Below are 13,559 nucleotides of genomic sequence, written 5' to 3'. Positions count from 1 at the left end.
GCGTAAGCCAAAGTCCAGGTGCGGTGAACACAATGGCTAAACATTGCACCTTTCTTTTCCACCCCTCAATTTTAACCTATTTTTTCTTATGCATTTTCTCAGACAAGAAGTCAGAAGAATGCATCTACGCTACAGAAAATAGCGATTTCACATAACTACAAGTTATCAATTTCCTCTCACCTTAAAAAATCTCAATCGTGACAATACGCACAAATCGCTACCCTGCCAGACAGATTTTTTAGGGAGAGAACCATGCTGTTACACATTTTGTATTTGGTTGGCATTACTGCCGAAGCCATGACGGGGGCGCTGGCGGCCGGACGACGGCGCATGGATACATTTGGCGTAATTATTATTGCGACCGCCACCGCAATTGGCGGAGGGTCAGTGCGCGATATTCTGCTGGGCCACTATCCGCTCGGCTGGGTCAAACACCCGGAATATGTGATTATCGTCGCTACCGCCGCAGTACTCACCACTATTGTTGCTCCTGTAATGCCTTACCTGCGCAAAGTGTTTCTGGTGCTCGATGCGCTCGGACTGGTAGTCTTTTCTATCATTGGCGCACAGGTTGCGCTGGATATGGGACACGGCCCGATCATTGCCGTTGTCGCAGCTGTGACGACCGGCGTATTTGGCGGCGTTTTGCGCGATATGTTCTGTAAACGCATCCCACTGGTATTCCAGAAAGAGTTGTATGCCGGTGTCTCATTTGCCTCCGCCGTGCTGTACATCGCGCTGCAACACTATGTTTCTAACCATGATGTGGTGATTATCTCCACCCTGGTTTTCGGCTTTTTTGCCCGTTTACTGGCGCTACGTCTTAAGCTGGGATTACCGGTCTTTTACTACAGCCACGAAGGTCACTAAGGTTCAAAACCTGTGATCTGCTGGGCAGCCAGCCAACTGCCCAGCTTCTTGATTTGCGCATTTTCCTTCCATTCAATAACCTGTCTGGCTCGCCCCGATCCAGTCCCCGGCAGCTGCTGCCAGAACTGTTCCGTGCTAAATAAAAGTTGCGACCAGGACCGTTCATCACTGGCATTAAGCGCCGCCCGGGTTAGCGGTATTCCCATTGCCATCACCCAGCGAGTAAAAGGCTGCTTACGAGCCAGATTAAACTGATGCCATAACTGCGCACTTTTACTTTTCGCGATCCCCGGCGTGTTCTGTAATTGCTCTGGCGTTAATAAAAGCCAGGAAAAGATATGCTCAAAGCGATGAGTCTGATGCAGCGCGCGCCAGCCGGCCTCACCAATGCCATCCAGCCCAAAAACCTGTTTTGACCCCAGCCAGACTAAGCGTGAAATGAACTGTTCCTGACAAACATCAGAAGCAAAGTAGCAGGTCAACGAGTTAAAGCGGTTTTCTGGTGGTGTCGGTTTTGTACGTTCTGCACCGCGCCACACCACATCATCAATGCGAGGAATACCCTGACCGGCAAGGCTGACGAGGATCTGATCACCAGGCGCAATATCCCACTCCTGCCAGCGCCTGACGGAACCAATATTCACCCGCTGGACTTTTTTATCATCCAGCATGACAGGTGCGAGTGACGCAACCACCGATATTTTACCGCTCTTACCCACCGCAAACTGAATCGCCTTCACTTCGACAACCTGAGCTACCGGTTGATATTTCCAGCCCACCAGCCACTCCGCCTGGCCCGGTAGCCAATGACGGGATTCGGGTTCCTTAGCCGCTCGCACAACCACGCCATCGGTGACGAAGGGTAATTTCGCTTTCCACCACTCATTGCGTACGCGCGCAACCTCATCAGCATTTTTCACCGCACGGGTATACGTCTGCGTTAGAGTAAAACCTGCGGTAGCCAGCTCCTTTAAACGATCGGTCATTAACTGCGGTCCATCCGGCCATGCCCAGACAAAAACGCCCAGAGAATTCAGCGTGTCGCTATCGTCCTGGCGCATCATCAGACCAGCAACTTTTGCGCGGGCATTTATTCCCCCCATTTGTTGTTGGATATGCACCTCGCGTTTGAGAAATATTTCCCCCTGAAGCGTACTGTTGGCTAAAGGCCCGCTAACGGTTTGCGGCACAGCGGAAATTAAGCGAACTTTCTGCGTCCAGTCCTCGCCTTTCAGGCCATTGCCGCGACTGATTGCTTTATTCAGTTTCCCGTCCCGATAAACCAGGGTTACCGCAACGCCATCAACTTTTGGCTGCACCCAAAGATCGCTACGTTCGCGCATCCACAGACTTAATGCGTTTTTATCCGCCATTTTGCGTACACCCGTATGGGCAACCGGATGTATAACCGCACCGTTTAAAGGCGGCATCATCACATCGCGGGTCTCGTTCCCAAAACAGCGTTGCCACTGCGTAAGACGGGCGCTTAACTGATCGTAAATACCGTCTTCCACCTCACTTTTCCCTTCTTTCCAGTAGTCATCGTCCCACTGTTTTATTTGCTGTTGCAGGCGGGAAATTTCTTCCTGTGCTCTGGCTGGCAACCAGGCCGGACAGACCGCCCACACAGATGATTGCCAGCACAAGATACTTATTAATATCGCCATCCATACTTTCATCATCACCTCCGCTGTAGATAGTCAGTCAGATATACAACGTGATGAAAGCAAAGCCGAGTGGCAAAAACGGAGTCTGCGAGGACGCTTCCTGAGAATCGTCTTTATTGCAGTGAATCACAGGCAAATGCGGAAGCAGCTACGCAAAACGCAACAACTTTGCGCAAAAAGTGTGAGCAAGGGCTACGTCACATGGCCGCGCCGTGTATAATAAGCTCGTATGTAGGCTTTATTTCGCTAATCACATACGAAAGATACTCATGGCTCAAGGCACGCTTTATATTGTTTCTGCCCCCAGTGGCGCGGGTAAATCCAGCCTGATTCAGGCTTTATTAAAAACCCAACCGTTGTATGACACCCAGGTTTCTGTTTCACACACCACACGCCAACCGCGTCCTGGTGAAGTCCACGGTGAACATTATTTCTTTGTTAATCATGATGAATTTAAAGAAATGATTAGCAGAGATGCGTTCCTCGAACACGCAGAAGTTTTTGGTAATTACTATGGCACTTCGCGTGAGGCCATTGAGCAAGTCCTGGCGACCGGTGTCGATGTTTTTCTCGATATCGACTGGCAGGGTGCGCAGCAAATTCGCCAGAAGATGCCGCACGCGCGGAGTATCTTTATTTTACCGCCGTCCAAAATTGAACTGGACCGCCGTCTACGCGGTCGCGGTCAGGACAGCGAAGAGGTCATTGCAAAGCGTATGGCGCAAGCTGTTGCAGAAATGAGCCATTACGCCGAATATGATTACCTGATTGTGAATGATGACTTCGATACCGCGTTGACCGATTTGAAGACCATTATTCGCGCCGAACGTCTGCGCATGAGCCGCCAAAAGCAGCGTCATGACGCTTTAATCAGCAAATTGTTGGCAGACTGAACCTGATTTCAGTATCATGCCCAGTCATTTCTTCACCTGTGGAGCTTTTTAAGTATGGCACGCGTAACTGTTCAGGACGCTGTAGAGAAAATTGGTAACCGTTTTGACCTGGTACTGGTCGCCGCGCGTCGCGCTCGTCAGATGCAGGTAGGCGGAAAGGATCCGCTGGTACCGGAAGAAAACGATAAAACCACTGTAATCGCGCTGCGCGAAATCGAAGAAGGTCTGATCAACAACCAGATCCTCGACGTTCGCGAACGCCAGGAACAGCAAGAGCAGGAAGCCGCTGAATTACAAGCCGTTACCGCTATTGCTGAAGGTCGTCGTTAATCACAAAGCGGGTCGCCCTTGTATCTGTTTGAAAGCCTGAATCAACTGATTCAAACCTACCTGCCGGAAGACCAAATCAAGCGTCTGCGGCAGGCGTATCTCGTTGCACGTGATGCTCACGAGGGGCAAACACGTTCAAGCGGTGAACCCTATATCACGCACCCGGTGGCGGTTGCCTGCATTCTGGCCGAGATGAAACTCGACTATGAAACGCTAATGGCGGCACTGCTGCATGACGTGATTGAAGATACTCCCGCCACCTACCAGGACATGGAACAGCTTTTTGGTAAAAGCGTCGCCGAGCTGGTAGAGGGGGTGTCGAAACTTGATAAGCTCAAGTTCCGCGATAAGAAAGAGGCGCAGGCCGAAAACTTTCGCAAGATGATTATGGCGATGGTGCAGGATATCCGCGTCATTCTCATCAAACTTGCCGACCGTACCCACAACATGCGCACGCTGGGCTCACTTCGCCCGGACAAACGTCGCCGCATCGCCCGTGAAACACTCGAAATTTACAGCCCGCTGGCGCACCGTTTAGGTATCCACCACATTAAAACCGAACTCGAAGAGCTGGGTTTTGAGGCGCTGTATCCCAACCGTTATCGCGTAATCAAAGAAGTGGTGAAAGCCGCGCGCGGCAACCGTAAAGAGATGATCCAGAAGATTCTTTCTGAAATCGAAGGGCGTTTGCAGGAAGCGGGAATACCGTGCCGCGTCAGTGGTCGCGAAAAGCATCTTTATTCGATCTACTGCAAAATGGTGCTCAAAGAGCAGCGTTTTCACTCAATCATGGACATCTACGCCTTCCGCGTGATCGTCAATGATTCCGACACCTGTTATCGCGTGCTCGGGCAAATGCATAGCCTGTACAAGCCGCGTCCGGGTCGCGTGAAAGACTACATCGCCATTCCAAAAGCGAACGGCTATCAGTCTTTGCACACCTCGATGATTGGCCCGCACGGCGTGCCGGTTGAGGTCCAGATCCGTACCGAAGATATGGATCAGATGGCAGAGATGGGTGTTGCCGCGCACTGGGCTTATAAAGAGCACGGCGAAACCAGTACTACCGCACAAATCCGCGCCCAGCGCTGGATGCAAAGCCTGCTGGAGCTGCAACAGAGTGCCGGTAGCTCGTTTGAATTTATCGAGAGCGTTAAATCCGATCTCTTCCCGGATGAAATTTACGTTTTCACACCGGAAGGGCGCATTGTAGAGCTGCCTGCCGGTGCAACGCCCGTCGACTTCGCTTATGCGGTGCATACCGATATCGGTCATGCCTGCGTGGGCGCACGCGTCGACCGCCAGCCTTACCCGCTGTCGCAGCCGCTTACCAGCGGTCAAACCGTTGAAATTATTACCGCACCGGGCGCTCGCCCGAATGCCGCGTGGCTGAACTTTGTCGTTAGCTCGAAAGCGCGCGCCAAAATTCGTCAATTGCTGAAAAACCTCAAGCGTGATGATTCTGTAAGCCTGGGACGTCGTCTGCTCAACCATGCGTTGGGTGGTAGCCGTAAGCTCAATGAAATCCCGCAGGAAAATATTCAGCGCGAGCTGGATCGCATGAAGCTGGCAACGCTTGACGATCTGCTGGCTGAAATCGGCCTTGGTAACGCAATGAGCGTGGTGGTCGCGAAAAATCTGCAACATGGGGACGCCTCCATTCCACCGGCAACCCAAAGTCACGGACATCTGCCCATTAAAGGTGCCGATGGCGTGCTGATCACCTTTGCGAAATGCTGCCGCCCTATTCCTGGCGACCCGATTATCGCTCACGTCAGCCCCGGTAAAGGTCTGGTGATCCACCATGAATCCTGCCGTAACATCCGTGGCTACCAGAAAGAGCCAGAGAAGTTTATGGCTGTGGAATGGGATAAAGAGACGGCGCAGGAGTTCATCACCGAAATCAAGGTGGAGATGTTCAATCATCAGGGCGCGCTGGCAAACCTGACAGCGGCAATTAACACCACCACCTCGAATATTCAAAGTTTGAATACGGAAGAGAAAGATGGTCGCGTCTACAGCGCCTTTATTCGTCTGACCGCCCGTGACCGTGTGCATCTGGCGAATATCATGCGCAAAATCCGCGTGATGCCAGACGTGATTAAAGTCACCCGAAACCGAAATTAATGTTTTATGAACCCAACACGTTATGCACGTATCTGCGAAATGCTCGCCAGGCGGCAGCCTGATCTGACCGTCTGCATGGAGCAGGTCCACAAACCTCATAACGTTTCTGCGATTATTCGTACCGCAGATGCCGTTGGTGTACATGAAGTTCATGCCGTCTGGCCTGGTAGCCGGATGCGCACCATGGCTTCGGCAGCTGCGGGTAGTAACAGCTGGGTACAGGTGAAAACGCACCGCACCATTGGCGATGCCGTCGCTCATCTGAAAGGCCAGGGCATGCAGATTCTGGCAACCCATCTTTCTGATAACGCTGTCGATTTCCGCGAAATTGATTACACTCGCCCAACCTGTATTTTGATGGGACAGGAGAAAACAGGCATCACGCAGGAAGCGTTGGCCCTGGCGGATCGGGACATCATCATTCCGATGATTGGCATGGTGCAATCGCTGAATGTTTCCGTTGCCTCAGCCCTCATTCTTTACGAAGCCCAGCGCCAGCGGCAAAATGCGGGCATGTACCTGCGTGAAAACAGCATGTTGCCGGAAGCAGAGCAACAACGCCTGCTGTTTGAAGGCGGCTATCCGGTGCTGGCGAAAGTCGCAAAACGCAAAGGCCTGCCTTACCCCCACGTCAATCAGCAGGGCGAAATTGAAGCCGATGCCGACTGGTGGGCCACTATGCAAGCTGCAGGGTAAGTACCATGAAAGGTCGCCTGTTAGATGCTGTCCCGCTCAGTTCCCTAACGGGCGTTGGTGCAGCGCTTAGTAACAAGCTGGCGAAAATCAACCTGCATACCGTGCAGGATCTACTCTTACACCTTCCCCTGCGCTACGAAGATCGCACCCATCTCTACCCCATCGGAGAACTACTACCGGGCGTTTATGCCACGGTAGAAGGCGAAGTACTGAATTGCAATATCTCCTTCGGCGGTCGGCGGATGATGACCTGCCAGATCAGCGACGGTTCCGGCATTCTCACCATGCGCTTTTTCAACTTCAACGCGGCAATGAAAAATAGCCTGACGACGGGCCGCCGCGTGCTGGCCTATGGAGAAGCAAAGCGCGGTAAATATGGCGCGGAGATGATCCACCCGGAATACCGCGTGCAGGGCGATCTCAGTACGCCAGAGTTGCAGGAAACGCTAACGCCGGTTTACCCAACAACGGAAGGCGTAAAGCAGGCCACGCTGCGTAAATTAACCGACCAGGCGCTGGATCTGCTCGACACCTGCGCCATTGAAGAACTCCTGCCGCCGGAACTGTCACAAGGAATGATGACGCTACCGGAAGCGTTGCGCACTTTGCACCGCCCGCCGCCGACGCTACAGCTTAGCGATCTCGAAACCGGGCAGCATCCAGCACAACGCCGTCTGATTCTGGAAGAACTGCTGGCGCACAACCTCAGCATGTTAGCCTTACGTGCCGGAGCACAGCGTTTTCATGCCCAGCCACTGAGCGCCAATGACGCGCTGAAAAATAAACTCCTCGCAGCCTTACCGTTCAAGCCAACGGGCGCACAGGCACGCGTAGCGGCGGAGATCGAGCGCGATATGGCGCTGGATGTGCCGATGATGCGCCTGGTACAGGGCGATGTAGGTTCCGGTAAAACGCTGGTCGCCGCCCTCGCCGCGCTGCGTGCGATTGCCCACGGCAAACAGGTGGCATTGATGGCACCAACCGAATTACTCGCCGAACAGCACGCCAATAACTTCCGTAACTGGTTTGCACCGCTCGGTATCGAAGTGGGCTGGCTCGCCGGTAAGCAGAAAGGTAAAGCGCGGCTGGCACAGCAGGAAGCCATCGCCAGCGGTCAGGTGCAGATGATTGTCGGAACACACGCCATCTTCCAGGAACAGGTGCAGTTTAACGGTCTGGCGCTGGTGATTATCGACGAACAGCATCGTTTTGGCGTGCATCAGCGTCTGGCGTTATGGGAGAAAGGCCAGCAGCAGGGCTTCCATCCGCATCAGTTGATCATGACCGCGACGCCGATCCCCCGCACGCTGGCGATGACCGCGTATGCTGATCTCGACACCTCGGTCATTGATGAACTGCCGCCAGGCCGCACGCCAGTGACTACGGTCGCTATTCCTGATACTCGCCGTACCGACATCATTGACCGCGTGCGCCACGCCTGCATGACTGAAGGTCGTCAGGCGTACTGGGTGTGCACACTCATTGAAGAGTCAGAGTTACTGGAAGCGCAGGCGGCGGAAGCTACCTGGGAAGAGTTGAAACTGGCGCTACCAGAGTTGAATGTTGGTCTGGTACACGGACGGATGAAACCAGCCGAGAAGCAGGCCGTCATGGCATCATTTAAACAAGGCGAGTTACACCTGCTGGTTGCCACTACCGTTATTGAAGTCGGCGTTGATGTGCCTAACGCCAGCCTGATGATTATCGAAAACCCGGAGCGTCTGGGTCTGGCGCAGTTACACCAGCTTCGCGGGCGTGTAGGTCGTGGTGCGGTGGCTTCTCACTGCGTGCTGCTCTACAAAACGCCGCTCTCCAAAACCGCGCAAATTCGGCTGCAAGTGCTGCGCGACAGCAACGACGGTTTTGTGATTGCACAGAAAGACTTAGAGATTCGCGGACCGGGTGAACTGTTAGGTACGCGTCAGACGGGTAATGCTGAGTTTAAAGTGGCGGATTTACTGCGCGACCAGGCGATGATCCCGGAAGTTCAGCGCCTGGCGCGACATATTCACGAACGTTACCCACAACAAGCAAAAGCCCTGATAGAACGCTGGATGCCGGAGACGGAACGTTACTCGAATGCGTAAAAGGCGGCGGTGAGAAGACCGCCATTTCAGGTTACCCTACCTTCCTGCCGGATGTGCTTCGTCCTACAAAAACTTATAAATTCAATAAATTGTGAATCAATGCGCAGCCTTGATAAGCGAAGCGTATCAGGCATTTGTCTTTGTTGCGGCGGCACTTCTACCGCCGCTTCATCGGTTAACCGGCAAAAATCGGCAACATTAAATACAGCTTAATCACCAGCGCGTTAACGATATCAATAAAGAACGCACCGACCATCGGCACTACCAGGAAGGCCATGTGCGACGGGCCAAAACGTTCAGTGATCGCCTGCATGTTGGCGATTGCCGTTGGCGTTGCACCGAGGCCAAAACCACAATGACCCGCAGCCAGCACCGCCGCATCGTAGTTTTTGCCCATCATGCGCCAGGTAACGAAGATGGCATACAACGCCATGAAGATGGTCTGTACCACCAGAATCGCCAGCATCGGCAGCGCCAGCGAAGCCAGCTCCCATAGTTTCAGCCCCATCAGCGCCATCGCCAGGAACAACGACAGGCTTACGTTACCCAGCACGGATACCGCACGCTCAAAGACGCGGTAAAAGCCCATCATTGACAGACCGTTGCTCAGAATCACGCCAACAAACAGTACACAGACGAAGGTCGGCAGTTCAAAAGCAGTGCCAGCCAAAAGTTGCGCAACAATTTTCCCCACCGTCAGGCAGATAGCAATCAGCGCGATAGTTTCAATCAGCACCAGCGAGGTGATCATGCGGCCCACATCCGGCTTTTCGAACGCCGTCGGGACTTCCTGGTCATCCGGAATACCGTTCGGCGTGGTGGAGTGTTTCACCAGATAGCGCGCTACCGGACCGCCAATCAAGCCGCCCAGCACCAGACCAAACGTCGCACAGGCCATCGCCACTTCCGTCGCATTGGTGAAGCCATAGCGTTCAATGAACAATTTACTCCACGCAGCGCCCGTACCGTGACCGCCGGAAAGCGTAATAGAACCGGCCAACAGCCCCATCAGCGGATCAAGCCCTAACAGGCTAGCCATACCAATGCCAATGGCATTTTGCATCACCAACAGACCAACAACCACAATCAAGAAGATGCCAACCACACGCCCACCAGCACGCAAACTGGCAATGTTGGCGTTCAGGCCAATGGTGGCGAAGAAAGCCAGCATTAACGGATCGCGCAGGGACATATCAAAGTTGACTTCCCAGCCCATGCTTTTTTTCAGTACCAGTAGCGCTAACGCCACCAACAAACCACCCGCAACAGGTTCCGGTATGGTGTATTTCTTCAAAAAGGAGACGGAATGGACCAACTTACGCCCGAGCAGCAACGTCAGCGTTGCGGCAACAAGCGTTGCTAAAGTATCGAGATGAAACATAGTTACTCCTTTGTATCCGCATCACTCTTTCATACTCGTCATACTTCATCGCGCAGTGGCAACTTATGAACTATGACGGGTATCGAGTTATGCTTTCCTGGGTCAAATTCTCAGCTGTTAATGAACAAATGGCATGGATTTTAAGCAGAAAAATACCAAAAGTTATATAAAAAAGTGCATTTATCTCATTTAAATATTTAGATGAGGATGTGGCAAACGTTTGCTTTTCTCTTTCGGTCAGCTAAAATGCCCGCTTTGCTACCACGGGATTGTTTTCGATGTCTGTTTCCACCCTCGAGTCAGAAAATGCGCAACCGGTTGCGCAGACTCAAAACAGCGAACTGATTTACCGTCTTGAAGATCGTCCGCCGCTTCCTCAAACCCTGTTTGCCGCCTGTCAGCATCTGCTGGCGATGTTCGTTGCGGTGATCACGCCAGCGCTATTAATCTGCCAGGCGCTGGGTTTACCGGCACAAGACACGCAACACATTATTAGTATGTCGCTGTTTGCCTCCGGTGTGGCGTCGATTATTCAAATTAAGGCCTGGGGTCCGGTTGGCTCCGGGTTGTTGTCTATTCAGGGCACCAGCTTCAACTTTGTTGCCCCGCTGATTATGGGCGGTACCGCGCTGAAAACCGGTGGTGCTGATGTTCCTACCATGATGGCGGCTTTGTTCGGCACGTTGATGCTGGCAAGTTGCACCGAGATGGTGATCTCCCGCGTTCTGCATCTGGCGCGCCGCATTATTACGCCGCTGGTTTCTGGCGTTGTGGTGATGATTATCGGCCTGTCGCTAATTCAGGTGGGGCTGACCTCCATTGGCGGCGGTTACGCAGCCATGAGCGATAACACCTTCGGCGCACCGAAAAATCTGCTGCTGGCGGGCGTGGTCTTAGCCTTAATTATCCTGCTTAACCGTCAGCGTAACCCATATTTGCGCGTGGCCTCACTGGTGATTGCGATGGCGGCCGGATATGCGCTGGCGTGGTTTATGGGCATGTTGCCAGAAAGCAACGAACCGATGACGCAAGAACTGATTATGGTGCCAACGCCGCTCTATTACGGTCTTGGCATTGAATGGAGTCTGCTGCTACCGCTGATGCTGGTCTTTATGATCACTTCACTGGAAACCATTGGCGATATCACGGCGACCTCTGACGTTTCCGAACAGCCAGTGTCCGGTCCGCTGTACATGAAACGCCTGAAAGGCGGCGTGCTGGCAAACGGCCTGAACTCGTTTGTTTCGGCGGTGTTTAACACTTTCCCGAACTCCTGCTTCGGGCAGAACAACGGTGTGATCCAGTTGACCGGTGTTGCCAGCCGCTATGTCGGTTTTGTCGTCGCGCTGATGTTGATCGTGCTGGGTCTGTTCCCGGCAGTGAGCGGTTTTGTACAACACATTCCTGAACCGGTTCTGGGCGGCGCAACGCTTGTAATGTTTGGCACCATCGCCGCCTCCGGTGTGCGTATCGTTTCTCGTGAGCCGCTGAACCGTCGGGCGATTCTGATTATCGCGCTGTCGCTGGCGGTCGGTCTGGGCGTGTCTCAGCAGCCGCTGATTTTGCAGTTTGCCCCTGAATGGCTGAAAAACCTGCTCTCCTCCGGGATCGCCGCGGGCGGTATTACTGCCATCGTGCTGAATCTGATTTTCCCACCAGAAAAACAGTAATTCACTGGCGGCGGTAAGATAATTACCGCCGCAGTCTCACCTCTTTCACCATTCCCGCCTTGAGGATTGCGCGTAAATCGTGCATAACTCCCTTATGTGCTTTTCACGGGATGGAAGACCATGAAATTTATTGGGAAGCTGCTTCTCTACATTCTCATCGCTCTGTTAGTGGTGATCGCTGGCCTCTATTTTCTTCTGCAAACCCGCTGGGGAGCAGAACATATCAGCGCATGGGTTTCCGAAAATAGTGACTATCATCTGGCCTTCGGGGCGATGGATCACCGTTTTTCCGCGCCATCTCATATCGTGCTGGAGAACGTCACGTTTGGTCGTGATGGTCAGCCCGCGACCCTGGTGGCCAAAAGTGTCGACATTGCGCTAAGCAGTCGCCAACTGACCGAACCACGCCATGTCGATACCATCCTGCTGGAAAACGGGACGCTGAATCTCACCGACCAGACCGCGCCGCTACCGTTCAAAGCCGATCGTCTGCAACTGCGTGATATGGCGTTTAATAGCCCGAATAGCGAATGGAAACTGAGCGCGCAGCGGGTAAATGGCGGCGTGGTTCCGTGGTCACCAGAAGCCGGTAAAGTGCTGGGTACGAAGGCGCAGATTCAGTTTAGTGCCGGATCGCTTTCGCTCAATGATGTTCCTGCCACCAATGTACTGATTGAAGGCAGTATTGATAACGATCGCGTTACGCTGACTAACCTGGGTGCCGACATCGCCCGCGGGACATTAACCGGAAACGCGCAGCGTAACGCCGACGGCAGCTGGCAAGTGGAAAATCTGCGCATGGCGGATATCCGTCTACAAAGCGAAAAATCGCTAACCGACTTCTTTGCGCCATTACGCCCTGTCCCGTCGTTGCAGATTGGTCGCCTGGAAGTCATCGACGCTCGCCTGCAAGGTCCGGACTGGGCGGTGACCGACCTCGATCTCAGCTTGCGCAACATGACCTTCAGTAAAGATGACTGGCAGACACAGGAAGGCAAACTGTCGATGAACGCCAGCGAGTTCATTTATAGTTCGCTGCATTTATTTGACCCGATTATAAACGCGGAATTTTCCCCGCAGGGCGTAGCGCTGCGCCAGTTCACCAGCCGCTGGGAAGGGGGCATGGTCAGAACGTCCGGGAACTGGCTGCGCAACGGGAAAACGTTGATCCTTGATGATGCGGCAATTGCCGGGCTGGAATATACCTTGCCGAAAAACTGGCAACAGTTGTGGATGGAAACGACACCCGGCTGGTTAAACAGCCTGCAACTGAAGAGATTTAGCGCCAGCCGCAATCTGATCATTGATATCGACCCTGACTTCCCGTGGCAGCTCACCGCGCTCGATGGTTACGGTGCCAACCTGACGCTGGTTACCGATCATAAATGGGGCGTCTGGAGTGGTTCGGCGAATCTGAATGCCGCCGCCGCGACATTCAATCGTGTTGATGTTCGTCGCCCATCGCTGGCGCTGACCGCCAACAGCAGCACGGTGAATATCAGCGAACTGAGTGCATTTACTGAAAAAGGCATTCTGGAAGCCACCGCCAGTGTTTCACAAACGCCACAACGTCAGACCCATATCAGCCTGAATGGACGCGGTGTGCCGGTGAATATTTTGCAACAGTGGGGATGGCCTGAATTACCGTTGACTGGCGACGGCAATATTCAACTTACTGCCAGTGGCGATATTCAGGCCAATGTCCCGCTGAAACCTACGGTTAGCGGGCAATTGCATGCCGTGAACGCCACAAAGCAGCAAGTGACTCAAACCATGAATGCAGGCGTCGTTTCCAGTGGTGAAGTTACGTCGACGGAGCCGGTGCAGTAAAAATCAAT

The 13,559-nt window shown here is 53.3% G+C and carries 10 protein-coding genes; 8 read left to right on the top strand and 2 right to left on the bottom strand.

Annotated elements, in window-relative coordinates; genetic code table 11:
* The first annotated feature begins 252 nt into the window (after window positions 1-252).
* Entirely contained in the window at window positions 253-870 is a 618-nt protein-coding gene (locus tag ACK8NJ_RS00355; protein ID WP_000924289.1) for a trimeric intracellular cation channel family protein, read from the top strand.
* On the opposite strand, the gene ligB is transcribed toward ACK8NJ_RS00355, so the two are convergent.
* Window positions 867-2,549 (bottom strand): NAD-dependent DNA ligase LigB, encoded by a 1,683-nt coding sequence (gene ligB, locus ACK8NJ_RS00350; protein ID WP_411962566.1) that lies wholly within the window; start codon window positions 2,547-2,549, stop codon window positions 867-869. The genes ACK8NJ_RS00355 and ligB overlap by 4 nt on opposite strands.
* A gap of 257 nt (window positions 2,550-2,806) precedes the next feature.
* Between ligB and gmk the strand changes: the two genes are divergently transcribed.
* Genes gmk through recG form a run of 5 tightly spaced genes read left to right on the top strand, consistent with a single transcriptional unit; the run spans window position 2,807 to window position 8,670 of the window.
* A complete protein-coding gene (gmk, locus tag ACK8NJ_RS00345; protein WP_001295237.1) occupies window positions 2,807-3,430 on the top strand; it encodes a guanylate kinase in 624 nt (207 codons plus the stop codon).
* Window positions 3,431-3,484: 54 nt separating this feature from the next.
* Window positions 3,485-3,760: a DNA-directed RNA polymerase subunit omega gene (rpoZ, locus tag ACK8NJ_RS00340; RefSeq protein ID WP_000135058.1), complete on the top strand. Its 276-nt coding sequence runs from the start codon at window positions 3,485-3,487 to the stop codon at window positions 3,758-3,760.
* Window positions 3,761-3,778: 18 nt separating this feature from the next.
* Window positions 3,779-5,887, top strand: a complete 2,109-nt coding sequence (spoT, locus tag ACK8NJ_RS00335; protein ID WP_000280488.1) for a bifunctional GTP diphosphokinase/guanosine-3',5'-bis pyrophosphate 3'-pyrophosphohydrolase — start codon at window positions 3,779-3,781, stop codon at window positions 5,885-5,887.
* 6 nt (window positions 5,888-5,893) lie between these two features.
* Window positions 5,894-6,583, top strand: a complete 690-nt coding sequence (trmH, locus tag ACK8NJ_RS00330; RefSeq protein ID WP_001070187.1) for a tRNA (guanosine(18)-2'-O)-methyltransferase TrmH — start codon at window positions 5,894-5,896, stop codon at window positions 6,581-6,583.
* Window positions 6,584-6,588: 5 nt separating this feature from the next.
* A complete protein-coding gene (gene recG / locus ACK8NJ_RS00325; protein WP_411962032.1) occupies window positions 6,589-8,670 on the top strand; it encodes an ATP-dependent DNA helicase RecG in 2,082 nt (693 codons plus the stop codon).
* 175 nt (window positions 8,671-8,845) lie between these two features.
* Here recG and gltS read toward each other — a convergent pair whose 3' ends face one another.
* Window positions 8,846-10,051 carry a sodium/glutamate symporter gene (gene gltS / locus ACK8NJ_RS00320; RefSeq protein ID WP_000468836.1) on the bottom strand — a complete coding sequence of 402 codons (1,206 nt, stop codon included), beginning with the start codon at window positions 10,049-10,051 and terminating at the stop codon, window positions 8,846-8,848.
* Window positions 10,052-10,329: 278 nt separating this feature from the next.
* Here gltS and xanP point away from each other — a divergent pair, with 278 nt between their 5' ends.
* Together xanP and ACK8NJ_RS00310 are read left to right on the top strand one after the other, a co-directional pair.
* Window positions 10,330-11,721: a xanthine/proton symporter XanP gene (gene xanP, locus ACK8NJ_RS00315; RefSeq protein ID WP_001295238.1), complete on the top strand. Its 1,392-nt coding sequence runs from the start codon at window positions 10,330-10,332 to the stop codon at window positions 11,719-11,721.
* Window positions 11,722-11,841: 120 nt separating this feature from the next.
* Entirely contained in the window at window positions 11,842-13,551 is a 1,710-nt protein-coding gene (locus tag ACK8NJ_RS00310; RefSeq protein WP_001309056.1) for an AsmA family protein, read from the top strand.
* Window positions 13,552-13,559: the final 8 nt, after the last annotated feature.

The organism is Escherichia sp. F1, assembly GCF_046764225.1.
Taxonomy (GTDB): domain Bacteria; phylum Pseudomonadota; class Gammaproteobacteria; order Enterobacterales; family Enterobacteriaceae; genus Escherichia; species Escherichia coli.
Note: the sequence above shows the minus strand (reverse complement) of the source record. Positions and strands in the feature narration are given on the sequence as shown.

Coding starts and splice junctions, on each gene's coding strand:
- trmH (WP_001070187.1), top strand. CDS start 5,894: ATGAACCCAACACGTTATGCACGTATCTGCGAAATGCTCGCCAGGCGG.
- gltS (WP_000468836.1), bottom strand. CDS start 10,051: ATGTTTCATCTCGATACTTTAGCAACGCTTGTTGCCGCAACGCTGACG.
- recG (WP_411962032.1), top strand. CDS start 6,589: ATGAAAGGTCGCCTGTTAGATGCTGTCCCGCTCAGTTCCCTAACGGGC.
- xanP (WP_001295238.1), top strand. CDS start 10,330: ATGTCTGTTTCCACCCTCGAGTCAGAAAATGCGCAACCGGTTGCGCAG.
- rpoZ (WP_000135058.1), top strand. CDS start 3,485: ATGGCACGCGTAACTGTTCAGGACGCTGTAGAGAAAATTGGTAACCGT.
- gmk (WP_001295237.1), top strand. CDS start 2,807: ATGGCTCAAGGCACGCTTTATATTGTTTCTGCCCCCAGTGGCGCGGGT.
- ligB (WP_411962566.1), bottom strand. CDS start 2,549: ATGAAAGTATGGATGGCGATATTAATAAGTATCTTGTGCTGGCAATCA.
- ACK8NJ_RS00310 (WP_001309056.1), top strand. CDS start 11,842: ATGAAATTTATTGGGAAGCTGCTTCTCTACATTCTCATCGCTCTGTTA.
- ACK8NJ_RS00355 (WP_000924289.1), top strand. CDS start 253: ATGCTGTTACACATTTTGTATTTGGTTGGCATTACTGCCGAAGCCATG.